This is a genomic window from Pseudomonas sp. 1D4, from assembly GCF_001728925.1.
Taxonomy (GTDB): domain Bacteria; phylum Pseudomonadota; class Gammaproteobacteria; order Pseudomonadales; family Pseudomonadaceae; genus Metapseudomonas; species Metapseudomonas otitidis.
On the sequence record NZ_LXJQ01000026.1, the window covers coordinates 1 to 24,758 of the forward strand.

Consider the following 24,758-nt stretch of genomic DNA (forward strand, 5'->3'; position numbering starts at 1 on the left):
TTGCGGTGCGCCGGAGCACGTATAAGAAGCTGGGCAAGAACAATCCGCTCTACGAAGCCAGACGCAAGATTGAGAAAGCCAAAGCCCAGGTGCGTGCCAAGGTTGAACACCCGTTCCGGGTGATCAAGCGGCAGTTTGGTCATGTGAAAACGCGCTTCCGAGGCCTGGCGAAGAATACGGCTCAGTTGATGACTTTGTTTGCCCTGTCGAACCTATGGATGGCGCGCCGACATTTGCTGACTACCACAGGAGAGGTACATCTGTAATGTTGGGAATAGCCGCTGCGAGGTGCTCGTGACGGCCCCAAACGGAGAGCTGAGCGGACAACCTGACCGGTTTTGATTAGTGGGTGCGTTCAAAATCGGCAGAGGTCGAAGTCGGCCGGAAATGTAGGACTACTTCAGACCATCCTTAGAGCTTCGAGGATTGAAGTCCTATTTCATTGACAACGACTTGCGTGGCCTAAAGCAGAGTTTCTATGTTTACTGCAAACTCTTGATGGCCGCTGAGCAGGAGGCAGAACCTTGCGGAGATGCCTTTGCCAATTACGAGCCATTTTTGTATGGCTTGCTCAGCGACAGCCCAGAAATCTTCGACTGGCTGACCCATGCTGAACTCAAAGAAAAAGATGACGTCAAGACGCCGCATTTCCATTGGCATCAATTCCAACTGGTGCTTCGCCGCGACGACGAAGCCCTGCGCCAAACCATCGCCGTAGTGGCCAAAAAAGGCCGCAAACATGACAAAGCACTTGCTCAAGCTGGGCAAGATTTTTTCTCGTTACTGCTCAAGCAAGACAAGGAAGGCTTGCAAGCCTTGATCGAAAACCAAGCCAAGATCAAATCGGTCAACGAACTGGTGGGTCAGTTCTTGGCAGGCTTTGCCGTGGTACACGCCAAGCTGTGCTGGTACCGAGGCATTGAGGTTCAAATTCAAAACCCCTTGGTGCCTATGGCGTTGATGCCCATCGAGTCGCTGGATGCCTACGACGTGGAATACGACTTTTTGCGTCCGGGCTGGGAGCCACCGCCACCACCGGGATTACTGAATAAAATTAAGCGCTTATTTTCTTGATCAAAACAATAGGCTGAACTCATCGCTGGCGGCGACCTGTCGGCGAAGGCAGGCGAAGACCTGAACGTTGTCGCCAGCCAGCTCGATGAATAGCCCCGGAAATGCCGGGGCTATTTGTTTCACTCCGCCGTAATCACCAAACAGCCCTGCATTACCTGGATGCGTATCTGTTCGTTGACCTCGAATCCGGCCCATTGCAGCCAGTAGCCGCGTAGCTTGATCCTTGGAATGAGCAGGTCCCCGCTGTGGGGTGTTTCCCCGGGTGGGAGTGGGGATAGCAATCAATGTTGATGTTGGGGTTGCCGCTGGATTTTTCAGTGCTCCCACCGCCCCGGCGCATAGGAAAACATCGGCAGCGACCACCCGAAGCGGATCGCCGACAGCCTCAGCAGCAGGCCGACGCTGAAGGAGGCGAGCAGGTTGATGTCCTCGTTCACGCCCTGCTGGCGCAGGCCCAGGTAGAGCAGGGCGACCAGCAGGGAGACGCTGGCGTAGAGCTCCTGGCGCAGCACCTGCGGGGTGCGGTTGCAGAGGATGTCGCGGAGGATGCCGCCGAAGATGCCGGTGATGATCCCGGCCATCGCCACCACCGGCAGCGCGTAGTTCAGGCCCAGGGCGACATTGCAGCCGATCACCGTGAAGGCGATCAGGCCCATGGCGTCCAGCACCAGGAACAGTTGCCGCAGGTGATGCATGAAGCGTGACAGCAGCATGGCCATTAGGCCGGCGCCGATGGTGAGGAAGATGTACTCGGGGTGCTGGGTCCAGCTCACCGGGTAGTGGCCGAGGAGGATGTCGCGAACGGTGCCGCCGCCCAGGGCGGTGAGGAAGGCGATGAGGCTGACGCCGAACAGGTCCATGTTGCGACGGCCGGCAGCAAGGGCGCCGGACATGGCTTCTGCACAGATGGCGATCAGGTAGACGTAGGTGAGCACACAGAACTCCTGCGTTGTGCTGCCCCTCCCCCTGTCCTGTGTACCTGAGAGTTTCTACGGCGCGTGCCGTTTGCCCCTTCGGTGGGCCGCTTGCCGGCGGCCGCTCTCCAGTTGGCGATCATGGAATCCGCAGTGACTGCTGCCTGAGCGATTATGGGAGTTTGCGCCTTCGGCGGGGGCGCACCGCGCCCCTCTCTCCTGCGGGGCGCGGAGTATATGCGCTGCGCCAAAGTTGCGCGAGCGGTCAGCTCCCTGTGTCAGGGGCGGGACGTGCTCAGCCCGCTCTCCGGGCCGAGTCGCACCCGCTGCGGCGGCTGATCGCTTATCTCGGGATGCTCCTGCAGAGCCTGAATGGCAATTGGCCGACTCTTCCCAGGCTTTTCTGTCGTTTCTGAGCCTGCTGCCCCGCTTCTTTCTGTGACCTGTGCCCATTGGCGATGAGGCGCCATCGGTAAAATGGCCACTCGCCATCACCGGGGTGGCGGCGTGTGCGCAATGGGTTGAGCAGCAAGGGTAAGGGGCCGGTATCCGGCGTCTTGCCAAGGAGAGGTAAGCCAGTGACTGGCCTGACGGTGGTGATTCTCGCTGCGGAGAGCGGCGCGAAGCGTGAGCGCTGGACCCGAGAGTCCGCGCCCAAGCAATTGATCGAAGTACGGGGCGAGACCCTCCTGGGTCGCACCCTGAGGATGCTGGAGGCCCGTGGCGTGCAGCGCCCCTGGCTGCTCACCGCGGACGAGCGCCTCGCCCGCTTGCCGGTGCGGGCCTGGTGCCCGGTGCAGCGTGATACCAAGGCCCATAGCCTGCTGTCGATCCCTCCGCTGTGGCAGTGCGGCGACCTGCTGGTGCTCTACAGCGATGTGTATTACTCCGAGGCGGCCTTCGAGGCGATTTTCACCGGCACGGGTACCCGCTTCTTCGGGCGTGACGGTCGCAGCGCCTACACCTTCAAGAACTACGGCGAGCTGTTCGCCCTGCGCATCGCCGCGGCGGACTGGCCCCGGGCGCGCGAGGCCCTGGAGTCGGCCGTGGACGTCCACCGGCGCACCGGCAACCAGAGCTTCTGGACCTTCTACCGCCTCATGGCGGGGTTGCCCGTGGAGGACGCGAAGGCCATCGAGCGGGATTGCTTCGTGGACATCCACGATGAAACCGACGACATCGATTTCGTCGAAGAGGTGCCGCAACTGCTGGCGGCCATCGACAAGCCGCTGAGCTGGCGGATGCGTCACCTGCTGCGGCGTCTCAGCCTGCTGAACAAGAAGCGCCGGGATCGCAAGCGGCTTGCCCTCACCAGGGTGGGCAGTGCCCAGCCGTCTGCCTAGGTTGGGAGGTGGCTGCTAAGGGGCATGACCCCGGCAGGTCTGTCTGCCGGGGTCATGCTTCAGGCCGGGGTTACAGCACTGTCGGGCAGCTCACGCCCACGGCCTTGAACGCGGCGATCACGTCTGCCGTCGATCGGCTGCGGTTCTGCGCCGAGCGGATCACGCCGCAGGCGCCCTGGTCGAAGTTGCTGGTCTCGGTCCAGTAGAAGCGGTTGGCGTCGACGAACACTTCGAAGGCCTTGCGGGTGTTCCAGCCGGTGGACTTGGCCAGCAGGTAGAAGGCCCGGTTGTACACCCCGCTGGAGTGGTGCACGTCGATGCCGTCGTAGTAGTCGCTGGCGTTGTCGATGGAGCTGCCGTCACGGCTGGGCTGGTCCATGTAGCGCAGTGAACCGGTGCCCTTGAAGATCTCGGCGCCCACCTTCCAGTCGTTCTGGCCCTTCATGAAGTACTCGGCAGCCTCGCCGGCCATGTCCGAGAAGGCCTCGTTCATGCCGCCCGATTGCCCCTCGTAGACCAGGCCGGAGTTCAGCTCGGTGAAGCCGTGGCTGACTTCGTGGGCCGACACGTCGAGGGACACCAGCGGGTAGAAGCGGTTCCTGCCGTCACCGAAGGTCATCGCCCGGCCGTCCCAGAAGGCGTTCTCGTAGCCGTTGCCGTAGTGGACCTTCATGTACAGCTTCCTTTCGTTCAGCGGGCGCAGGCCGCCGAACCAGTTGCCGTACATCTGGAACACCACGTTGCCGAAGTAGTGGGCGTCGTTGAGGGGCGAGTAGGCGCCATTGATCGGCTTGTACTCGTTGTACGGGCAAGCGAAGCGGAAGGGCTTGGTGCTGGTGTTGCTGGTGCTGTTGCCGAGGTTCACGGTGATCACGTCGCCGCTGTTCATCTCACAGCGGTTATTGACGATCAGCGGACCGTACTGGGTGCCGTACAGATAGCGGCCGGTCTTGGCGTTGCCGCCCGGGCCGGTGGCCTCGGCATGGGCCAGGCCCTCCCAGCGGCGCAGCACTTCGCCGGTGTTCGCCTCGATCATCACGTGGGGCCGGGACGGCTCCGGCCCGTCAACGAAGAACGAGACCACGTAGGCCAGTTGAGCCTGCTTCTGCTCGTTCAGGCGCACCACCAGTTCGCTCTGCTCGTTGCTCACCGGCTGGCTGGTGTTCACCAGGCTGCGGGCCTGCTGCAGGGCCTGATCGGCACTGAGGGTCGGTGTCGCGTCGCGTACCAGGTCCTGCTCGATGCCCGCCACCAGGCGCCCGGCACGCCGGGGCTGGCTGCCGACGGCGGCCTCGGTGATGGCCTCGCCCCAGACGCGCACGCCCTTGTAGTACTGCTGGTAGCGGGTGACCTGTGTGCCGCTGGGCAGGCGGGTGCTGGCCTCCTTGACCAGGTCATCGTCGGCCACGCCCAGGGCGGCGCGGATGTCGCCGCCGGCCAGGCCGGAGCGCGGGGTGGGGAGGGTGGATACGTCGATCAGTTCCGCCGCGAATCCCATCGCAGGGGTGGCCAGGGCAGCCACGATCAACGAGTGCTGGAACAGTTTCCTTTGCATGGCATGGTTCTCCTTTTTTGTTGGGAAACGGAGGGTGACTCCGTGTTGCTCCGGCGGCCTTGTGGGGGGGAGAGCGGAGCGAGGCACCGCGCTGGCCTGGTGGGTGGTCCGGGTCAGGGCAGTGAGGGCTTAGATATAGACGTGTGATTTCGAATATCAAAGATGTTCGAAGGAAATTTATTGATATCGAGTCAATTCGAAGAAGTTAAGCCTGGCTTAAATCCTAGTGCGACAAGGCTTTTCTCGGAATGACCCAAATTGGTGCGATCAGGGAAGGCGACGAAAGGACGTGCAGAGAAGGGTGGAAGGTCGCCTTGGACGTTATAGCCGGCTTCGAATTCTTTCGCGATGCCGCTGGTCAAGTCGGCATTCATGCCATGGCGTCTGGTCGTTATGTCAGATATATGGCGATTTGGTGTCATTTATGTTGTGCCGAGCGTAGGGCTTCGCTTTGACGAAGTTTTCACAGGGTGTTCGGCACAGTCCCTTCGGTTAGCACCGACCTTGTCGGTTCCGAAGCTCGAACTGGGGAGTCCGCATGTCGCACGCACAGGTTGCAGGGAAGCAGGGAAAGGTCGACTGGGCTGGCGTCGGCCGGCTGTTCCTGTACTTCTGGTTGTTCTCGGGTCTTACCCAGACCCTGATCCTCGCCACCGGCACCAGCGGATTCACCGGCTTCCGCCAGGCCTTCCTGCTCAGTGGCCTGTGGCTGATCCCGGTGCTGTTGTTCCCCGCCCGTACCCGGTTGCTCGCCGGGGTCATCGGCGTGTTGCTGTGGCTCGCCTCCCTGCCGGCGCTCTTCTACTTCCTGGTGTACGGCCAGGAGTTCTCCCAGAGCGTCATCTTCATCATGTTCGAGTCCAACACCGCCGAGGCCAGCGAATACCTGACCCAGTACCTCGCCTGGTGGATTCCGCTGGTGGTGCTGGCCTACGCCGGCATGGCCTGGCTGCTGTGGCGCGGCCTGCGGCCGATCCATCTGCCCCGGCGCACCGCCTGGGTGGCCAGCCTGGTGCTGGGCATCGCCCTGCTGGGCTACCCGATGACCCGGCAGATGGTGGTGAACGCCAACATGGCCGAGGCCATGGACGCCATCGACAAGCGCCTGGAACCGGCCGTGCCCTGGCAATTGGCTGTGGGTTACCGCCAGTACCGCCAGCAACTGTCGAACATGCAGGACCTGCTGGAAGGCAACCGCGCCGTCGCCACCCTGCCGGGGCTGAAGGACAGCCTCGGCAACGCCCCTACCACCCTGGTGCTGGTCATCGGCGAGTCCACCAACCGTCAGCGCATGAGCCTCTACGGCTACCCGCGCACCACCACCCCCAAGCTGGACCGCCTGCGCAGCGAGCTGCAGGTGTTCGACAACGTCGTCACCCCGCGCCCCTACACCATCGAGGCGTTGCAGCAGGTGCTGACCTTCGCCGACGAACAGAATCCCGACGCCTACCTGACCACGCCCTCCATCGTCAACGTGATGAAGCAGGCCGGCTACAAGACCTACTGGATCACCAACCAGCAGACCCTGACCAAGCGCAACACCATGCTCACCACCTTCTCCAGGCAGGCGGACGAGCAGTTCTACCTGAACAACAACCGCAACCAGAACGCCCGCCAATACGACGACGATGTCTTCGAGCCGTTCTCCAGGGTCCTGGCCGAAGATGCCCCGCGCAAGTTCATCGTGGTGCACCTGCTGGGCACCCACATGAGCTACCAGTACCGCTATCCGAAAGCGTATGAGCGCTTCACCGACCGCCAGGGCGTGCCGCCGAACGTCACCGACGACCAGTTGCCCACCTACAACAGCTACGACAACGCCGTGCTGTTCAATGACCACGTGGTCTCCACCCTGATCGAGCGCTTCAAGGCCACCGACCCCAACGGCTTCCTGCTCTACCTGTCCGATCACGGCGAGGCGGTGTTCGACCCCGAGCACCCCACGGTGCTGGGTCGCAACGAGGCGGCGCCCACCTCGCCCATGTACACCATCCCCTTCATGGTCTGGAGCAGCCCGAAGTGGCAGCGTGACCACCCGCAGGAAGTGGCTGGCGTCGAGTCGCGCCCGTTCAGCAGCAGCGCGCTGATCTACACCTGGGCGGACCTGGCGGGTCTGCGTTTCGACACCTTCGATCCCAGTCGCAGCGTAGTGAATGCCGACTTCAAGGAGCGTCCGCGCCTGATCGGCAACCCGGACCAGCCCAAGTCGCTGATCGACTTCAGCCTGATCCAGCCAAAGCCCAAGGCGCCAGCACCGGTGGAGGTGGCTCGGGAGGGGGGTGGATTGCCGCCAAGGAGCGGTTCGCCCAGCACCCGGGGCTGACCCTACGGCCGCGTCGGATGACGCAGGCCTGTCCCTCTCAACCCAGTCGTCCGAATGCGCCGCTCCTTCATGAAGGGCAGCGGCTTCTTTTTTGTCGGTTTTTCCATTTCGCGCATGGAATGGGGCGGGGCGCTGTTGCATCATGCCGCCCCAGCGTTCCACCGCCCAACCGACGAAGGATTCCCCCATGGCCGGAGCCAGCCTGCTCACCCTGATCGACGACATCGCCAGCGTGCTCGACGACGTATCCCTCATGACCAAGGTCGCCGCGAAGAAGACCGCCGGCGTGCTGGGGGACGACCTCGCGCTCAACGCCCAGCAGGTTTCCGGCGTGCAGGCCGAACGGGAGCTGCCGGTGGTGTGGGCCGTGGCCAAGGGCTCGGCAGTGAACAAGGCCATCCTGGTGCCGGCCGCGTTGCTGATCAGCGCTGTCGCCCCCTGGCTGGTGACTCCGCTGCTGATGGTGGGTGGCGCCTACCTCTGCTTCGAAGGCTTCGAGAAGCTCGCCCACAAGTGGCTGCACAGCGCCGCGGATGACGAGAAGGCCCATGCCGAGCACGTCGACGCCCTGGCCAAGAGCGATGTCGACCTGGTGACCTTCGAGAAGGACAAGATCAAGGGTGCGATCCGCACCGACTTCATCCTCTCTGCCGAAATCATCGCCATCACCCTCGGCACCGTCAGCGAGTCCAGCTTCGCCGTGCAGGTCGCGGTGCTGGTGGGCATCGCCGCGATCATGACCGTGGGCGTGTATGGCCTGGTGGCCGGCATCGTCAAGCTGGACGACCTGGGCTTCTACCTGGTGCGCCAGGCCAGCGCGACGGCCCAGGCCATCGGTCGCGGCATCCTGCGGGCCGCGCCGTACATGATGAAGGCGCTGTCGGTGATCGGTACGGCTGCGATGTTCCTCGTCGGTGGCGGCATCCTCACCCACGGTATCCCCGCCGCCCATGAACCCATCCATCACCTGGCCGAGGCTGCCGGCTCCATGGGCGTGGCCGTCCCGACCCTGGTCAACGGCGTGGTCGGCATCCTCGCCGGCGCCGTGGTGCTGATGGGCGTGAGCCTGGTGAAGAAGGCGCTCGGCAAGGGCTGACTTTCAGCCGCCGTGCGTAGCTGGGCTGAAGCCCGGCTAGGCACGGCCCGTCCGGGCGAGGGCGATCAGGCTTCGATCGGCTTGAAGGCGCAGTAGCCGGGGCGGGGGCCGATCTTCGGGTGGTTGCGGCAGGTTTCCGGGCGCTTGTCGTAGATGCTGCACAAGCGCGTCTTGCGGTTCAGGAAGTAGCAATCGTTGTTGCTCATCCGCGTCAGGGTGAACAGCCCGGTCTTCTGGTTGAAGCGCTCCACCACCCCGTCCTTCATCAGCCGCTTGGCGATGTTCTTCAGCGGCTCGCCGCGCTCGAATTCGTCCACCAGCTCCATGCGGATCAGGTCGCTCAGGCGGGCTTCCACCGGCATGGTGCAGCAGCTGGAAACGCACGCGTGGCACATGCTTTTTTCGTAGCGGATCCAGGTTTCGGGGCGATCGAGATCGGCGCCGACGATCAGCAGGGTCTTCATGTCAGGGCAGGGTCAGGGCTTGGAGGGGCGCGCATCATAGCGGGATTGGCCAATTTGTGAACAGCGCGCCGCCGACCGGCGCGTGACGGCCCGAATTTCCGTGAAATTGCTGTGTCTGTGAGGCAACCGGCATTCGTCTGTAGGGGGTGGCACCTTGCGCCGAATATACTGGCGCATCGCCGCAAGGCCCGGCCTCGATGCCGGCACGGCGGCTTTCTCACTCTCGGGAAGACAGCGCATGCAATGGATTTTCATGCTGGTCGGCTTGGCCATGGGGGCGGCGGCTGGTGAATCGATCACCGGCGCCTTGCTGGGGGGGCTGATGGGCCTCGGCCTGGGGCAGGCGATCCGCCTGCAGGGCCTGGGGCAGGAAAATGCCCGCCTGCAGAAGGAACTCCGCGAGTTCTCCACCCGCTTCGAAAAGGGCACTGAAGCCCTGTTCCAGCGCCTGCTGGAGGTGGAGAAACGCACCGCCGAGAAGCCGGCTCGCGCCCCGGTGGCCGACGCGCCGCCCGCCCCGCCGGTGGAAACGCCTGCCGCCGCGCCTCAGCCCGAGGTCAGCGCCCGGCCCGAGCCGCAGCCTGAAGAGACCGAACTGGTCTGGGAACTGCCGGCCGACGTGGAGCCGCCCGTGGCCGCGCAGGTCGCCGCCGAGGGACCTGCCGCGCCCGAGGCGCCGCTCGACTGGACCCTCGAATCCCTCCCCGAACCCGTTGCAGCCGCTGAAGCGGCGCCTCAGCAACCGGAACAACCTGCACCACGCCCCATCGTCCGGCATGCTCCGGCGCCCCGCAGCGAGCCGGGTTATCGCTACGAGCCCTCGCTGTTCGAGCGCGGGTTCGCCGCGGCCAAGGCCTGGCTGTTCGGCGGCAACACCGTCCTGCGCATCGGCGTAGTGCTGCTGTTCCTCGGCCTGGCCTTCCTGCTGCGCTATGCCACCGAGGGCATGGTGGTGCCGATCCAGGTGCGCTACGCCGGCGTGGCGGCGGCCGCCATCGCCCTGCTGGGGCTCGGCTGGTGGCTGCGCCAGCGCAACCCGTCCTATGCCCTGATGCTGCAGGGCGCGGGGATCGCAGTGCTGTACCTGACGGTGTTCGCGGCCATGCGCCTGCACCCGCTGCTGGACCCGAAGGCCGCGCTGGTGCTGCTGGTGGTGGTCACGCTTTGCTCGGCCGTGCTCGCGGTGCTGCAGGACGCCCTCGGCCTGGCCGCTGCTGCGGCGCTGGGCGGTTTCGCCGCGCCGATCCTCACCTCCACCGGCAGCGGCAACCATGTGGCGCTGTTCTCCTACTTCGCCCTGCTCAATGCCGGCATCTTCGCCATCGCCTGGTTCAAGGCCTGGCGTCTGCTCAACCTGATCGGCTTCGTCGGTACCTTCGGCATCGGCATGGCCTGGGGCATTAACAGCTATAAGCCGGAGCTGTTCGCCAGCACCGAGCCCTTCCTGGTGCTGTTCTTCCTGATGTACGTGGCCATCGGCCTGCTGTTCGCCCGTCGGCGCCTGCGCGAGGCGGCCAACGCACCGACGGAGCGTGACGCACTGTTGAACTGGTCGGTCCGCCAGGGTGACTACCTCGACGCCACCGTGCTGTTCGGCCCGCCGCTGGTGGGCTTCGGCCTGCAGTACGCGGTGATCCGCCACCTGGAGTTCGGCGCCGCCTTCAGTGCTCTGGCCCTCGGCCTGTTCTACATGCTGCTGGCACGCCTGGTGGCCGGGCGTACCGCCGGCCGCGCGTTGCTGCTGGTGGAAACCTGCCTGGCCCTGGGCGTGGTGTTCGGCACCCTGGCCATCCCGCTGGGCCTGGACGCCCGCTGGACCTCCGCCGCCTGGGCGGTGGAAGGGGCCGGCATCTTCTGGCTCGGCCTGCGCCAGGGCCGCCCGCTGGCCCGCGCCTTCGCCCTGGCCCTTCAGGCCGGCGCGGCGCTGGCCTTCATCAGCGGCCTGGAGCTGGGCCATGACAGCCTGCTGGAAGGCGCGCCCCTGGGTGCCCTGATGCTGGGTGTGGCCGGCCTGTTCAGCTACTGGCAGCTGCGCATCACCCCGGCGGACCGCCTGCGCAGCCATGAGCCCGGCCTGCAGCCGGTGCTGGCGGCCTGCGGCCTGGGCTTCCTCTACCTGATCGCGCCGCTGTGCTGGCACGCCGAAGGCACCGCCATCGCCTGGGCGCTGGCCGGTCTGGCCACGCTGTTCGCCGGCCTGCGTCTGCGTTCGCGCACCTTCCTCTTCGCTGCTTTCGCGGTGCAGTTGCTGGGTGGGGCGGTGTTCCTGCTGGGCATCGACCGCGACAGCCTGGGTGCCGGTGGCGCTCTGGGCTGGCGCAGCCTGATCACCGCCTCGCTGATCGGCCTGGCGCTGATCGGCGGCATGCTGGTGGCCGCACGGGACGAGATGGTGCGCGACGATGCGCGCCTGCTGCGTGGCATGTCCGTGGTGCTGCTGGCGGGCCTGGTGTTCATCAACCTGGCGGTGCTGTTCGTCCTGCCGTGGCGCTCGGCCGCGGCTGTCTGGGGCGGCAGCGGCCTCCTGATCATCTGGCTCAGCCTGCACCTGCAACTGCGTGCCAGCTTCGTCTTCGGCCTGGGGCTGCAGGCCGTGGCCGGCATCACCTTCCTGGCGGTCAGCCCGCTGCTACTGGGTGAGCTGAGCAGCGACGGGCTGCGCCCGCTGGCCCATGCCGGCTTCTGGACGCCGGCCGTGCTGGCCCTGGCGGCGCTGGTGGGGGCCTGGCGCCTGCACCGCGAGCACCGCCGCGAAGACCCGCGCCTGCCGGGTGTCAGCCTCGGCCACCTGGCCCAGTTGCTGCTGGTGTGGAGTGCCGGCTGGTGGGCCCTGGCGGGGTTGTCGGAGATCATCCGCTTCGCCGAGCCTGCGCTGCGCGTGCCGCTGGCGCTGGTGCTGGCGGCCCTGAGCGTGGCGGCCTGGTCGCTACTGGCGCGTCGTGAGCGCTGGGAAGGCCTGGCGCTGCTCTGCCTGCTGCTGGTGCCGGCGGCGCTGGTGGCCCTGCTCGGTGCCTGGACGCCGCGCTACCACCCGGCGGCCGACTTCGGCTGGCTGGGCTGGGGGCTGGTGTTCGCCGCCCACCTGCTGGTGCTCAAGCGCCTACATGACCTGCTGCCGGAGGGCGCGCGCAGTGCCGCCCACGTGCTCGGCTGCTGGTTGATCCTCGGCGTGCTGGCGCTGGAGCTGCGCTACCTGCTCCTGCTGCTCTCCGAGCACTACAACGCCTGGCGCTGGCTGGGCTGGGCGCTGCTGCCGAGCCTTTACCTGCTGGCGATGACCCGCCTGCCGCGCCTGCCCTGGCCGGTGTCCGCGCACCCGCGCGAGTACCGCCTGTGGGCCGCGCTACCGCTGGCGCTGATGATGCTCGGCTGGTTCTGGGTGGCCAACGCCTGGAGCGACGGCAGTGCCGATCCGCTGCCCTACCTGCCGCTGGTCAACCCGCTGGAGCTGGGCCTGCTGTTCGCCCTGTTGGGGGTCAGCCTGTGGCTGCGCGACTACCTGCCCGAGTTCGGCCTGGGCGAAGACGTGGAGCACTGGCTGCCTCAGGTGGTGGTGGGCGCCTCGCTGTTCGCCCTGGCCACGGCGGTGGTGTTCCGCACCGCCCACCACTGGGGCGGCGTGCCCTTCACCCTGCAGGCCCAACTGGATTCCATGCTGGTGCAGGCGGGGCTGTCCCTGGTCTGGACCACCATTGCCCTCGGCCTCATGGTCAGCGGCCACCGTCGCGTGCGCCGTGAGCTGTGGCTGGTGGGCGCGGCGCTGATCGGCGTGGTGGTGGCCAAGCTGTTCTTCATCGAACTGGGCAACCGGGGCGGTCTGGAACGCATCATTTCCTTCATCGGCGTCGGCGTGCTGCTGCTGGTCGTCGGTTACTTCGCGCCTCTGCCGCCCAAGCGGGGCGCCGCTGAAACGGAGCAGGTCAGTTCATGAGTCGTCTAACCCTGTTGCTGGGCGCTTGCCTGGCAGTGGCCAGCCCGGCATTCGCCGCCGAGAAACTCGCCGACTACACCGCCCAGGTGCCGCTCAAGGTGGAGGGGCAGGGTCCCTGGTATCGCCTGGAGCTGCCCATGGCCTTGCAACTGGCGGCGGCCCATGGCGACCTGCGTGATCTGCGGGTGTTCAACGCCGAGGGCGAGCCGCTGGCCTACTCGCTGACCCGCAGCGAGGGCAGTACCGCCCGCACCGAACAGGCCCTGGATCTCAAGTGGTTCCCCCTGCGTGGCCCGGCCAATGTGGACAGCGCCCCCCGTGTGCGGGTGGAGCGCAGCACCACCGGCACCCTGGTGGAAGTGGTGCCGGAGGAGCCCGCTGCGCCGGGCGAGCGTTTGCGCGGCTGGCTGCTGGACGCCAGCGCCGCCCAGGGCCCGCTGGAGCGCCTGGTGCTGGACTGGGCGACGGGCGAGGAGGGCTTCCAGCGCTTCTCCATCGAGGCCAGCGACGACCTGCAGGACTGGCGCCCCTGGGGCACGGGTCAACTGGCTCGGCTGAGCTTCGGCGGGGACCGCATCGACCAGCGTGAAGTGGCGCTGCCGGGCCAGCCCGCCCGCTACCTGCGCCTGTTGTGGCTGGATGCCGAGGCTCCGGTGCTGTCCGCCGCGCGGGTCACCACGGCCAGCCGCAAGAGCCGCCCGGCGCCGATGGTCTGGTCCGATCCGCTGCCGGCGCGCAGCGAAGGGGAGGGCGAGTACCGCTGGGACCTGCCGCTGCCCATCGCCGTCGAGCGCCTGCGTTTCGCCCTGGAGCAGCCCAATACCCTGGCGCCGGTCCAACTGCAATCGCGCAACGACCCGGCCGGCCAGTGGCGGCCGCTCACTTCGGGCCTGCTCTACCGCCTGCCGGGGGAGGGCAAGGAAAACGTTCACGACGAACTGATCCTCTCCGGCTGGGACCGCATCCAGCAGGTGCGCCTGAAGGTGGACCTGCGTGCCGGTGGCTTCGGTGCCCAGGGCCCGGCGCTGCGGGTGGGGATGCGCGCCACCGAGGTGGTGTTCCTCGCCCGGGGCACCGGCCCCTTCGTGCTGGCCGTCGGCCGCCCGGCGGCCACGTCCTCGGCGCTGCCCCTGGGCACCCTGGTGCCCGGCCTGCGGGATGACTCGCTGGCGAAGATGAGCCAGGCACGGATCGACGGCGACCTGCGCGTCACCCAGGCCGTGGCGGAGGAAAAGGCCGCCGTCCAGGCCGAGCAGACCGATTGGAAGCGCTTCGGCCTCTGGGCTGTCCTGCTGCTGGGCGTGGGGCTGCTGGTGATGATGGCGGTCAGCCTGCTGCGCACCCAGAACAAGGGCGCATAAGCGGCGTTGTTGCCACCATCTGTCACATGGATGGTGGCTTTTTGCTGTATCGTTGCGCGGTCGCGCGGCATGGGCCGCGCCTCTTTTCCAGACAGGTTCCGTCGCCGTGAAACGCGCTTTCTTCCCGCTGCCCCGTGCCCTTGTCCGGTATGCCGGGGCCGCTCGCCCTGTGGAAGCGTGTCGGTGAGCCTGTGTTCGATCCCGGGCTGGAGCCTCTCGCCGCCGGTGCTGTTCACCGGTGTGGTGGCGGTCGGGGTCATCCTGCTGGCGCGCTGGGTCGGCCGGCAGCGTTACTTTCCCGGCCGGGCCAGCTTCATCCTCATGCACCTGGGCATCCTCTGGTGGCTGGGTGCCGCCGGCCTGGAGCTGGCTGCCCAGGGTGCCTCGTGCAAGGTGTTGTGGGCCACCATGGCCTGGCCGGGCATCGTCGCGGTGCCCACCCTCTGGGCGGTGTTCCTCTGGCAGTACGTCAACAGCATCCGTGAGCCCCTGTCGCCGCGCCGCTACCTGGCCCTGTCCATCGCGCCGCTGCTGGCCTGGGCGCTGGCGGCCAGCAACCCCTGGCACCAGGCTTTCTACGGGCCGGGTACGGCACCGCTGAGCGACCTGCCTGGCGCACCGGTGCGCTACGAGCATGGGGTGCTGTTCCACGGGGTGGCGGTCTACGTCTACCTGCAGATGCTGTTCTGCCTCTACGTGGTGGCACGCGCCGTGCTCGCCAGCCACGGTCTGCACCGCCGGCACTACCTGGCATTCGTCTTCGTCACCTGCGTGCCCTGGCTGGCCAATGCGTCCTACGTGGTCCTCGGCTGGACCCTGTTCGGCTTCGATCCGACGCCCTTCAGCTTCGCCTTCACCCTGGCCGCGTTCTCCTGGCTGATCGTCGGTGTGCGCCTGTTCGACCTGATGCCGGTGGCGCGCCACCTGCTGCTGGAGGAACTGCCCGACCCGGTGCTGGTGGTGGATGCCAAGGGCCGCGTCATCGAGGCCAACCCGGCAGCCCTGCGCCTGGCCGGTCTGCGTGGCGGCTGGCAGGGCCGGGGGCTGGCGGAGTGGCCGGTGGTCGGCCAGCCGCTGCAGGCGCTGCTGCAGGCGCCGGGCAACGTGGAGGCGATGCTCACCCTGGAGGCGCCGGAGCGGTACTTCGAGATGCGCTGCCGGGCCATCGAGCGGCTGACCCGCACCGGTAACCATGTGCTGGGGCGGATGATCTACCTGCGCGACGTCACCGCGCGGCATTGCAGCGAGCTGCAACTGGCCGAGGCCCTGGCCACCAGCGAAGAGCGCCTGCGGACCATCTCCAGCCTCCACGAGCAGTTGCGCCAGCAGGCCCTGCGTGACCCGCTCACCGGGCTCTACAACCGCCGTTACCTCAGTGAGTTCTTCGAGCGCGAGATGGCCCGGGGCCTGCGTGAGCAGAGTTCGATCGCCCTGGCGTTGATCGACCTGGACCACTTCAAGCAGCTCAACGACCGCCACGGCCACCTGGTGGGGGACGACGTGCTCAAGGGCGTTGCCAGCTACCTGGAGTGCAGCCTGCGCAGCTCGGACGCGGTGTTCCGCTTCGGCGGCGAGGAGTTCCTGCTGGTGATGCCCGGGGCCGATGCCCACGAAGCGGCCGAGCGGCTGGAGTCGATCCGCGGCGAACTGGCCACCACCGCCCTGGTGACCCGCAGCGGCGAACTGCGGGTGACCCTTTCCGCCGGCCTGGCGGTCTGGCCGGGCCAGGGGCAGGGCCTCGACGAGCTGCTGCAGATCGCCGACGCCGCCCTCTACGAGGCCAAGCGCAACGGCCGCAACCGCGTCTGCAGCCTGGCGAGCCTGTCGTCCTGAGTCGTCACTGAACCTGCGCGCCCGTGTCGCGTCTGATCCTTCAGCGCCGCTTCGTCAGGGCCCTGCCTGCCGTCCGCCGTGTCGCCTGGCGTGAAGCAATGCGCCGCGAGTCGCGCTAAACTGCGCGCGTTTTTTCCCATTCCATCCGGAGCCAATTCATGTCCCGCGTTACCCTCAGTCGCTATCTGATCGAGCAGACCCGTAGCCACAACACCCCTGCCGATCTGCGCTTCCTCATCGAGGTGGTGGCGCGTGCGTGCAAGGAGATCAGCCACGCGGTGTCCAAGGGCGCGCTGGGTGGCGTGCTGGGCAGCATGGGCACCGAGAACGTCCAGGGCGAAGTGCAGAAGAAGCTCGACGTGCTCTCCAACGAGATCCTGCTGGAAGCCAACGAATGGGGCGGCCACCTGGCCGGCATGGCCTCCGAGGAAATGGACAACGCCTACCAGATCCCCGGCAAGTACCCCAAGGGCGCGTACCTGCTGGTGTTCGACCCGCTGGACGGCTCCTCCAACATCGACGTCAACGTCTCGGTAGGCACCATCTTCTCGGTGCTGCGCTGCCCGGATCAGTACCTTTCGCAGAATGACAGCCTGAACGAACAGGCCTTCCTCCAGCCCGGCACCCAGCAGGTCGCCGCCGGCTACGCCATCTACGGCCCGCAGACCATGCTCATGCTGACCCTGGGCGACGGCGTCAAGGGCTTCACCCTGGACCGCGAGCTGGGCTCGTTCGTGCTCACCCACGACACCATCCGCGTGCCGGAGACCACCGCCGAGTTCGCCATCAACATGTCCAACCAGCGCCACTGGGAAGCCCCGGTGAGCCGCTACGTGGGCGAGATGCTGGCCGGCAAGGAAGGCCCATTGGGCAAGAACTACAACATGCGCTGGATCGCCTCCATGGTGGCCGACGTGCACCGCATCCTGACCCGTGGCGGCGTGTTCATGTACCCCTGGGACGCCCGTGAGCCGGAGAAGGCCGGCAAGCTGCGGCTGATGTACGAAGCCAACCCGATGTCCTTCATCATCGAGCAGGCCGGCGGTGCCGCCACCAACGGTCGCCAGCGCATCCTCGACCTCCAGCCCGAGTCCCTGCACCAGCGCGTGCCGGTGTTCCTGGGCTCCAAGGAAGAAGTGGCCCGGGTCACCGGCTACCACCTGGAGTAAGCCATGCAACCCTGGCAGCCGCTGTTGGACTGGTGGTTCGGGCCCGAGGCCCCGGTCAGCGAGGTGGTGGCGAGCCGCCAGGGTCTGTGGTTCGGCAAGCGTGACAGCCAGGACCGCGAGGCCGGGGAGCGCTTCGGCCCGCTGGTGGGGCAGGCCCTGGCCGGCGGCCTCGCCGAGTGGGGCCTGTGCCCGGACGGCTGGCTGGCCCGGCTGCTGCTGCTGGACCAGTTGCCGCGCATGATCTTCCGCGACCAGCCCCGCGCCTTTGCCGGCGATGCTCTGGCCCGCGAGCAGGTCCGCGACGGCCTGGCGCAGGCGTGGGACCGGCAGCTCCCGCCGATCCGCCGCGTCTTCGCCTACCTGGTGCTGGAGCACGCCGAAGACCTGGCCCTGCAGGACGAGGCCGTGCAGCGCTTCGCCGCCCTGCGGGATGCGGTACCCGAGGCTGAGCGTGGCCCCTTCGACAGCTACCTGGATTACGCCGAGCGGCACCGCACGGTGATCGCCCGCTTCGGTCGCTTCCCCCACCGCAATGCCATCCTGTCGCGCGCCTCCACCGAGGCAGAGATGCGCTTCCTCGAGGAACCCGGCTCGCGCTTCTGAATCCAATGGGCACCCGCCGCCTCGCTGTGCCAAGCTTTGCGGCGTTCCTACCCCTGAACGGAGTCATCCATGCGCCTGCGTATCCTCGCCCTGCTGTCCATCTGCGTCGCACTTGCCGCGTGCAACAAGATCAACCAGGAGAACTACTCCAAGATCAAGGCCGGCATGGCCAAGACCGAGGTGGAGCAACTGATCGGCGAACCCACCGAATGCTCCGGCGCGGTCGGCCTCACCAGTTGCACCTGGGGGGACCAGCAGACCTTCATCAGCATCCAGTTCGCCGCCGACAAGGTGGTGATGTACCAGGGCAAGGGGCTGAAATGATGCGCCGGGCCCTGTTTGCCGCCGCCCTGCTGCTGGCCGGCTGCGCCGGCAGCGGCAGCCCGGCGGACCCACCACGTACTGCTGGGCAGGTGGACCTGCAGCGCTACCAGGGCACCTGGTACGAGCTGGCGCGCCTGCCGATGTTCTTCCAGCGCAACTGCGCCCAGTCCGAGGCCCACTACAGCCTGGAAGGCGAGGGCCGCGTCGGCGTGCTCAACCGCTGCCGCACCCCCGAGGGCGAGTGGCAGGAGGCGCGCGGCTATGCCGTGCCCCAGGTGGAGGGGCAGACCGACAAGCTCTGGGTGCGCTTCGACAACGTCTTCACCCGGCTCTTCCCGGACCTCGCCAAGGGCAACTACTGGGTGCTCTACCTGGACGAGGGCTACACCACCGCGCTGGTGGGCAACCCGAGCCGCGAATACCTGTGGATGCTGTCGCGCACCCCGGTGGTCTCGGAGAAGACCCGCGCGCGCCTGGTGCGCCTGGCCCAGTCCCAGGGCTACGACACTGACCGGCTGATCTGGCGCACCCCCGACAGCCAGATGCCCTGATCCCGGCGGCGGGCCGTCAGCCGAGGACGGTCCGCAGCACCTCGGCGAAGGCCCAGGCCGTCGCCTCCTCGGCGGGGTGGTGGCCGTTGCGCACCACCCAGCGCCCGCCCACCATCACATCCCGCACCTGGCGGTCGCCGCCGGCGAACAGCCAGCGGTTGAGCAGGGCATCTCCCTCGGCGGTGGCCAGGTAGGGGTCGGTGCCGTCCAGCACGATCCAGTCGGCACGGCTGCCCACGGCCAGCGCACCCACCGGCTGGCCCAGGGCCTGGGCGCCGCCGGCCAGGGCCGCGTCGAACAGGGTGCGGCCCACCTGGGGCTGCTCCGGGCGATACAGGCGATTGCGCCGCTGGTCACGCAGGCGCTGGCCGTATTCCAGCCAGCGCAGTTCCTCCACCACGCTCACCGACACATGGCTGTCGGAGCCGATGCCCAGGCGCCCGCCCCGGGCGAGGAAGTCCACCGCCGGGAAGATCCCGTCGCCCAGGTTGGCCTCGGTGGTCAGGCACAGGCCCGCCACCGCACCGCTGCGCGCCATGGCCTGCACCTCATCGGCTTCGGCATGGGTGGCGTGCACCAGGCACCAGCGCGGGTCCACCGGCGCGTGTTCGTACAGCCACTGCAAGGGACGACGGCCGCTCCAGGCCAGGCAGTCGTCCACCTCCTTCTGCTGCTCGGCGATGTGGATGTGGATCGGCCGGGTCCCGTCTTCGGCCGCCAGCACCGTGGCCAGTTGGTCGGGCGTCACCGCCCGCAGGGAGTGGAAGCACAGCCCCAGCCCCTGGTCCGCCGGCAGTGCCTCGCGCAGGCGCTGTTGCAGGGCCAGGTAACTGTCGGTGCCGTGGATGAAACGGCGCTGGCCCTCGTTGGGCGGCAGGCCGCCGAAGCCGGCGTGGCTGTAGAGCACCGGCAGCAGGGTGAGGCCGATGCCGCTTTCGCGGGCGGCGCGGCTGATGCACAGCGCCAGCTCGGCAGGGTCGGCATAGGGGCGGCCGGCCGGGTCGTGGTGCACGTAGTGGAACTCGGCCACGGCGGTGTAGCCGGCCTTGAGCATCTCCACGTAGAGCTGGCGGGCGATCACCTCCATCTGCTCGGGGCTGAGGCGGCCCACCAGGCGGTACATCAGCTCGCGCCAGGTCCAGAAGCTGTCGTTGGGGTTGCCCGCCACCTCGGCCAGGCCGGCCATGGCCCGCTGGAAGGCGTGGGAGTGCAGGTTGGGCATGCCCGGCAGCACCGGCCCGTGGAGCCGCTCGGCGCCCTCGGAGCCGGCATCGGGGAGGACCTGTTCAAGCAGGCCGGCAGCCCCGACCTCGAAGCGGACATTGCGTGCCCAGCCCGAGGGCAGGAGGGCTCGTTCAGCGTGGAAGGCAGGCATGGCGCGGGCTCCCGGTGAGTGGTCTTATTTGTATATACATATACAGACGTTATCGGGCGCCGTAAACTTGCGCCTGTCCGTGCTTGTTCGCCGGTATCGAATCCGGTACATGCCGGTAGCGGGTGCCTGCCTGGTGCCCGCCGTTTCCACAAGGAGAATCCCGTGTCCCCATCGCCCTCCGCGCCGTCCTCCCTGGCCGCCCAGATCGGTGACGCCCCCGCGCCGCTGTACGCCCGGGTGAAGCAGATGATCACCCAGCAGATCCAGTCCGGCGCCTGGCCGCCGCACTACCGGGTGCCGTCGGAGAGCGAGCTGGTGAGCGAACTGGGCTTCAGCCGCATGACCATCAACCGTGCCCTGCGCGAGCTGACCGCCGACGGCCTGCTGGTGCGCATGCAGGGCGTGGGCACCTTCGTCGCCGAGCCCAAGGGCCAGGCCGCGTTGTTCGAGGTGCACAACATCGCCGAGGAGATCGCCGCCCGTGGCCACCGTCACCACTGCGTGGTGGTCAGCCTGCAGGAAGAGCAGGCCGGCCCCGAGCGCGCCCTGGCGCTGGACCTGCGCGAAGGCCAGCGGGTGTTCCACTCGCGCATCGTGCACTTCGAGAACGACGTGCCGGTGCAGATCGAGGACCGCTACGTGAACCCCGCCGTGGCACCCGACTACCTGGCCCAGGATTTCACCCGCCAGACGCCCCATGCCTACCTGTCCCAGATCGCCCCGCTCACCGAGGGCGAGCACGTGGTGGAGGCCATCCTCGCCGATGCCGACGAGTGCCGCCTGCTGCAGATCGAACGGGGCGAGCCCTGCCTGCTGATCCGCCGCCGCACCTGGTCCGGGCGCAACACCGTCACCAGCGCCCGCCTGCTGTACCCCGGCTCGCGTTACCGCCTCGAAGGACGCTTCGGCTCATGAACCGCATCCGCCTGCTCAAGGCAGCCGACTACCCGCGCATGCCCTGGAAGAACGGCGCCGGCTCCACCCTGGAGATCCTCCGGGATGCCGGGGACGGCCTCGACGGCTTCGGCTGGCGCCTGTCCATTGCCGATGTCGGCCAGTCCGGCCCGTTCTCCGCCTTCACCGGCTACCAGCGCGTCATCACCGTGCTGGAAGGTGCAGGCATGCGCCTGACCGTGGACGGCCAGCCTTCCCGCGACCTGGGTCCGCTGGATGCCTTCGCCTTCGACGGCGGGGCGGCCGTGGACTGCACCCTCATCGACGGGCCGATCCGCGACTTCAACCTCATCTACGCCCCCGCGCGCTACGCCGCTCGCTTCCAGTGGCTGCGCCTCGACGGACCGCAGTCGCTGTTCAGCGATGCCGATCACCTGCTGCTGTTCGCCGCCGAAGCCGGCGCAGGCCTCCAGGGCGGCCCGCTGCTGGAACGCCACGACTGCCTGCACCTGGAGCGCTCGGGCGGCCTGTCCGAGGTCCGTCTCGAGGGTGCCGGCACCCTCTGCCTGATCGAGCTGCTGGCGCGCTGAGGCGCGCCCGGCCTTCCCTGCGTTCCCCACGCTGCTCGCCCTTGCCGGGCACCCCCGTCTGCCTGCCTCCCACTGTTACCGAACGCCTCAACGGTGTGCGGTGCTGCTCCCGAATGATGCGCCGCTGCCCCAGGTAGCGGTCGGATCGGTTGCATCCGTGCAAACCGGGGATGCCTGCCCGAGCCCAGGCAATCCGGCGCCTTCCGCCGTCATGCAGGCTCAGCGGAGCGGGTTGGTCCCTGAATTGCATATGCTTGTATGTACAAGTAGATACGTGTCTGTTCCTGAGCCCTGAACAACCTGTAACCGGAGACGCGCGATGCCTGGCAACCTTTCAGCGACTGCACAGCCGAACCGCACCCTGGCACTCGTCCGCCTGCTGGGCTACAGCGCCATCGGCCTCGTGCTGTTCTTCGTCCCGTTCGAGATCGCCGGCCGTTCGACCATCCTGATCGACCACGCCGCCTCGGCCCTGCAGGTGCACGCGCGCCCGCTGGTCATCGGCCTGGCGGTGCTCTTCATGCTCTACGGCGCCATCGAGCCCTGGCGCAGCGGGCGCTGGCGCCAGGGCGTCACCCACCTGGTGTTCAGCGTGCTCAAGGGCGTCGGCTTGCTGATCGGCGTCGCCTACCTGTTTCAGGTGGGGCCCGCTGCCGTCTATGAGCCGGGGATGCTGCCGTTCCTCTTCGACAAGCTGGTGCTGAGCCTGGCCCTGATCGTGCCGCTGGGGGCCCTGGCGCTGGTGTTCCTCATCGGCTTCGGCCTGCTGGAGCTGGTGGGCGTGCTGATGCAGCCGGTGATGCGCCCCATCTGGCGGACCCCGGGCAAGTCGGCCATCGACGCCGTGGCCTCCTTCGTCGGCAGCTACTCCGTCGGACTGCTGATCACCGACCGCATGTACCAGCAGGGCCACTACAGCGTGCGTGAGGCCGCCATCATCGCCACCGGGTTCTCCACGGTGTCGGCGCCCTTCATGGTGATCATCGCCAAGACCCTCGGCCTGATGGGGCAATGGAACCTCTACTTCTGGGGCGCCATGCTGGTGACCTTCGCCGTGACTGCCGTCAGCGCGCGGATCTATCCGCTGTCGCGGCTGCCGTCCGAGGGCCGGGCCGAACCGCCGCTGGCACCCGGTGCCAGCCGCCTGGCCAGTGCCTGGCGCGCCGGGCTGGAGCAGGCGGCCCAGGCCCCGACGCTGGCGTCGGCCCTGCGGGAAACCTTCATCGACGGCCTGCGCATGACCGCCGCCATCCTGCCCAGCATCCTTGCCGTCGGGCTCCTCGGGTTGCTGGCCGCCCGCTACACGCCGCTGTTCGACGCCGTCGGCCTGCTGCTCTATCCCGTCACCTGGCTGCTGGGCCTGGGCGAGCCCATGGTGGTGGCCCGCGCCCTCGCCGCCGGCCTGGCGGAGATGTTCCTGCCGGCGATGCTGCTCAAGGACGCCGACGTGCTGGTGCGCTTCGTCACCGCCATCGTGTCCGTCAGCAGCGTGCTGTTCCTGTCCGCCTCGATCCCCTGCGTGCTGGCCACACGGATTCCGCTCCGCCTGCGGGATCTGTTGCTGGTCTGGCTGCAGCGCACCCTTCTCAGCCTGGTGTTCAGCGTGCCGCTGGCCTACCTGGCGCAATTCCTGGGCTGGCTGTGAGCCGCCCGAACATCCATCCACACTCGCTGGAGACTGCCATGACCAAGTACCGCGACATCGAGATCCGCGCCCCGCGCGGCACCACCCTCAACGCCCGGAGCTGGCTCACCGAAGCCCCGCTGCGCATGTTGATGAACAACCTCGACCCCGAGGTGGCGGAGAACCCGAAGGAGCTGGTGGTGTACGGCGGCATCGGCCGCGCCGCGCGCAACTGGGAATGCTTCGATGCCATCGTCGACAGCCTGAAGACGCTCGGCGACGACGAGACCCTGCTGGTGCAGTCCGGCAAGCCGGTGGGGGTGTTCCGCACCCACGCCGACGCCCCCCGCGTGCTGATCGCCAACTCCAACCTGGTGCCGCACTGGGCCACCTGGGAGCACTTCAACGAACTGGATGCCAAGGGCCTGGCCATGTACGGCCAGATGACCGCCGGCAGCTGGATCTACATCGGCAGCCAGGGCATCGTCCAGGGCACCTATGAAACCTTCGTCGAGGCCGGTCGCCAGCACTACAACGGCGACCTCAAGGGCCGCTGGGTGCTCACCGCCGGCCTGGGCGGCATGGGCGGCGCCCAGCCCCTGGCCGCGACCCTGGCCGGGGCCTGCTCGCTGAACATCGAGTGCCAGCAGAGCCGCATCGACTTCCGCCTGAAGACCCGCTACGTGGACGAGCAGGCCAAGGACCTCGACGACGCCCTGGCGCGCATCGCGAAGTACACCGCCGAGGGCAAGGCCATCTCCATCGCCCTGCACGGCAACGCCGCCGAGATCCTCCCGGAGCTGGTGCGCCGGGGTGTGCGGCCGGACATGGTCACCGACCAGACCAGCGCCCATGACCCGCTCAACGGCTACCTGCCCGCCGGCTGGACCTGGGAGCAGTACCGCGACCGTGCGCAGACCGACCCGGCCGGCGTGGTCAAGGCCGCCAAGCAGTCCATGGCCGTGCACGTGCGCGCCATGCTCGACTTCCAGAAGCAGGGCATCCCCACCTTCGACTACGGCAACAACATCCGCCAGATGGCCCAGGACGAGGGCGTGGCCAACGCCTTCGACTTCCCCGGCTTCGTCCCGGCCTACATCCGCCCGCTGTTCTGCCGGGGCATCGGCCCGTTCCGCTGGGCCGCGCTCTCCGGCGACCCGCAGGACATCTACAAGACCGACGCCAAGGTGAAGGAGCTGATCCCCGACGACGCCCACCTGCACCGCTGGCTGGACATGGCCCGCGAGCGCATCGCCTTCCAGGGCCTGCCGGCACGCATCTGCTGGGTCGGCCTGGGCCTGCGCGCCAAGCTGGGCCTGGCCTTCAACGAAATGGTGCGCTCGGGCGAGCTGTCCGCCCCGGTGGTGATCGGCCGTGACCACCTGGACTCCGGCTCGGTGGCCAGCCCCAACCGCGAGACCGAAGCCATGGCCGACGGCTCCGACGCCGTCTCCGACTGGCCGCTGCTCAACGCCCTGCTGAACACCGCCAGCGGCGCCACCTGGGTGTCGCTGCACCATGGCGGCGGCGTGGGCATGGGCTTCTCCCAGCACTCCGGTGTGGTGATCGTCTGCGACGGCACCGACGCTGCCGCCGCGCGCATCGCCCGCGTGCTGACCAACGACCCGGCCACCGGCGTCATGCGCCATGCCGATGCTGGCTACGCTGTGGCCATCGATTGCGCCCGCGAGCAGGGCCTGAACCTGCCCATGATCGGCAAGGGGGAATAAGCCG

22 protein-coding genes and 1 riboswitch are annotated in these 24,758 nt (G+C 67.6%); of the genes, 16 read left to right on the forward strand and 6 right to left on the reverse strand.

Annotated features, from left to right (window positions below):
• The coding region (locus A7D27_RS14630; RefSeq protein ID WP_139134101.1) for a transposase at nucleotides 1-266 on the forward strand (266 nt) is incomplete at its 5' end.
• Nucleotides 267-498: 232 nt separating this feature from the next.
• Nucleotides 499-1,074, forward strand: coding sequence for an Imm49 family immunity protein (locus tag A7D27_RS27230; protein WP_139134102.1), 576 nt, complete (start codon nucleotides 499-501; stop codon nucleotides 1,072-1,074).
• A 119-nt stretch (nucleotides 1,075-1,193) separates the two neighbouring features.
• Here the strand turns inward: A7D27_RS27230 and A7D27_RS27235 are convergent, their stop codons facing one another.
• Together A7D27_RS27235 and A7D27_RS14645 are read right to left on the reverse strand one after the other, a co-directional pair.
• The gene (locus tag A7D27_RS27235) at nucleotides 1,194-1,355 is read right to left on the reverse strand and encodes a SymE family type I addiction module toxin (RefSeq protein ID WP_083265642.1); all 162 of its coding nucleotides are present in this window, start codon (nucleotides 1,353-1,355) and stop codon (nucleotides 1,194-1,196) included.
• Between the two features lie 33 nt (nucleotides 1,356-1,388).
• The gene (locus A7D27_RS14645) at nucleotides 1,389-2,009 is read right to left on the reverse strand and encodes a trimeric intracellular cation channel family protein (RefSeq protein WP_069559944.1); all 621 of its coding nucleotides are present in this window, start codon (nucleotides 2,007-2,009) and stop codon (nucleotides 1,389-1,391) included.
• Between the two features lie 120 nt (nucleotides 2,010-2,129).
• Nucleotides 2,130-2,220, reverse strand: a riboswitch (glycine riboswitch).
• A gap of 346 nt (nucleotides 2,221-2,566) precedes the next feature.
• Here A7D27_RS14645 and A7D27_RS14650 point away from each other — a divergent pair.
• Nucleotides 2,567-3,331: a hypothetical protein gene (locus tag A7D27_RS14650; RefSeq protein ID WP_069565310.1), complete on the forward strand. Its 765-nt coding sequence runs from the start codon at nucleotides 2,567-2,569 to the stop codon at nucleotides 3,329-3,331.
• 70 nt (nucleotides 3,332-3,401) lie between these two features.
• Here A7D27_RS14650 and A7D27_RS14655 read toward each other — a convergent pair whose 3' ends face one another.
• Complete coding sequence (locus A7D27_RS14655) at nucleotides 3,402-4,886, reverse strand: M4 family metallopeptidase (protein WP_069559942.1); 1,485 nt, start codon at nucleotides 4,884-4,886, stop codon at nucleotides 3,402-3,404.
• Nucleotides 4,887-5,077: 191 nt separating this feature from the next.
• The gene (locus tag A7D27_RS27880) at nucleotides 5,078-5,260 is read right to left on the reverse strand and encodes a hypothetical protein (RefSeq protein WP_139134103.1); all 183 of its coding nucleotides are present in this window, start codon (nucleotides 5,258-5,260) and stop codon (nucleotides 5,078-5,080) included.
• A 164-nt stretch (nucleotides 5,261-5,424) separates the two neighbouring features.
• Here A7D27_RS27880 and cptA point away from each other — a divergent pair, with 164 nt between their 5' ends.
• On the forward strand, nucleotides 5,425-7,209 hold the full coding sequence (gene cptA / locus A7D27_RS14660) for a phosphoethanolamine transferase CptA (RefSeq protein WP_069565311.1): 1,785 nt from the start codon (nucleotides 5,425-5,427) through the stop codon (nucleotides 7,207-7,209).
• Between the two features lie 187 nt (nucleotides 7,210-7,396).
• A complete protein-coding gene (locus tag A7D27_RS14665) occupies nucleotides 7,397-8,305 on the forward strand; it encodes a DUF808 domain-containing protein (RefSeq protein WP_069565312.1) in 909 nt (302 codons plus the stop codon).
• 65 nt (nucleotides 8,306-8,370) lie between these two features.
• Here the strand turns inward: A7D27_RS14665 and A7D27_RS14670 are convergent, their stop codons facing one another.
• Nucleotides 8,371-8,769, reverse strand: a complete 399-nt coding sequence (locus tag A7D27_RS14670; protein ID WP_069565313.1) for a YkgJ family cysteine cluster protein — start codon at nucleotides 8,767-8,769, stop codon at nucleotides 8,371-8,373.
• Between the two features lie 238 nt (nucleotides 8,770-9,007).
• Between A7D27_RS14670 and A7D27_RS14675 the strand changes: the two genes are divergently transcribed.
• The 7 genes from A7D27_RS14675 (at nucleotide 9,008) to A7D27_RS14705 (ending at nucleotide 18,541) form a co-directional block, all read left to right on the forward strand.
• Nucleotides 9,008-12,700 carry a DUF2339 domain-containing protein gene (locus A7D27_RS14675; RefSeq protein WP_069565314.1) on the forward strand — a complete coding sequence of 1,231 codons (3,693 nt, stop codon included), beginning with the start codon at nucleotides 9,008-9,010 and terminating at the stop codon, nucleotides 12,698-12,700.
• Nucleotides 12,697-14,061, forward strand: coding sequence for a DUF3999 domain-containing protein (locus A7D27_RS14680; RefSeq protein ID WP_069559937.1), 1,365 nt, complete (start codon nucleotides 12,697-12,699; stop codon nucleotides 14,059-14,061). The genes A7D27_RS14675 and A7D27_RS14680 overlap by 4 nt, the downstream gene beginning before the upstream one ends.
• A gap of 183 nt (nucleotides 14,062-14,244) precedes the next feature.
• Nucleotides 14,245-15,894, forward strand: coding sequence for a histidine kinase N-terminal 7TM domain-containing protein (locus A7D27_RS14685; RefSeq protein ID WP_069565315.1), 1,650 nt, complete (start codon nucleotides 14,245-14,247; stop codon nucleotides 15,892-15,894).
• A 158-nt stretch (nucleotides 15,895-16,052) separates the two neighbouring features.
• Nucleotides 16,053-17,063: a class 1 fructose-bisphosphatase gene (locus A7D27_RS14690; protein ID WP_069559935.1), complete on the forward strand. Its 1,011-nt coding sequence runs from the start codon at nucleotides 16,053-16,055 to the stop codon at nucleotides 17,061-17,063.
• Between the two features lie 3 nt (nucleotides 17,064-17,066).
• Nucleotides 17,067-17,666: a DUF924 family protein gene (locus tag A7D27_RS14695; protein WP_069565316.1), complete on the forward strand. Its 600-nt coding sequence runs from the start codon at nucleotides 17,067-17,069 to the stop codon at nucleotides 17,664-17,666.
• A 69-nt stretch (nucleotides 17,667-17,735) separates the two neighbouring features.
• Nucleotides 17,736-17,990, forward strand: coding sequence for a hypothetical protein (locus A7D27_RS14700; RefSeq protein ID WP_069565317.1), 255 nt, complete (start codon nucleotides 17,736-17,738; stop codon nucleotides 17,988-17,990).
• Nucleotides 17,990-18,541 carry a lipocalin family protein gene (locus A7D27_RS14705; protein ID WP_069560042.1) on the forward strand — a complete coding sequence of 184 codons (552 nt, stop codon included), beginning with the start codon at nucleotides 17,990-17,992 and terminating at the stop codon, nucleotides 18,539-18,541. Before A7D27_RS14700 ends, A7D27_RS14705 begins: the two co-directional genes overlap by 1 nt.
• Before the next feature lie 16 nt (nucleotides 18,542-18,557).
• Here the strand turns inward: A7D27_RS14705 and A7D27_RS14710 are convergent, their stop codons facing one another.
• Nucleotides 18,558-19,916, reverse strand: coding sequence for a formimidoylglutamate deiminase (locus A7D27_RS14710; RefSeq protein WP_069565318.1), 1,359 nt, complete (start codon nucleotides 19,914-19,916; stop codon nucleotides 18,558-18,560).
• A 162-nt stretch (nucleotides 19,917-20,078) separates the two neighbouring features.
• On the opposite strand from A7D27_RS14710, the gene hutC reads away from it, so the two are divergent.
• From hutC to hutU, 4 genes are all read left to right on the forward strand, one after another.
• Nucleotides 20,079-20,831: a histidine utilization repressor gene (gene hutC / locus A7D27_RS14715; RefSeq protein WP_069559931.1), complete on the forward strand. Its 753-nt coding sequence runs from the start codon at nucleotides 20,079-20,081 to the stop codon at nucleotides 20,829-20,831.
• Nucleotides 20,828-21,400 (forward strand): HutD family protein, encoded by a 573-nt coding sequence (locus A7D27_RS14720; protein WP_069565319.1) that lies wholly within the window; start codon nucleotides 20,828-20,830, stop codon nucleotides 21,398-21,400. Before hutC ends, A7D27_RS14720 begins: the two co-directional genes overlap by 4 nt.
• Before the next feature lie 319 nt (nucleotides 21,401-21,719).
• Nucleotides 21,720-23,045, forward strand: a complete 1,326-nt coding sequence (locus A7D27_RS14725) for a YjiH family protein (RefSeq protein WP_069565320.1) — start codon at nucleotides 21,720-21,722, stop codon at nucleotides 23,043-23,045.
• A gap of 38 nt (nucleotides 23,046-23,083) precedes the next feature.
• Nucleotides 23,084-24,754 (forward strand): urocanate hydratase, encoded by a 1,671-nt coding sequence (gene hutU / locus A7D27_RS14730; protein ID WP_069565321.1) that lies wholly within the window; start codon nucleotides 23,084-23,086, stop codon nucleotides 24,752-24,754.
• Nucleotides 24,755-24,758: the final 4 nt, after the last annotated feature.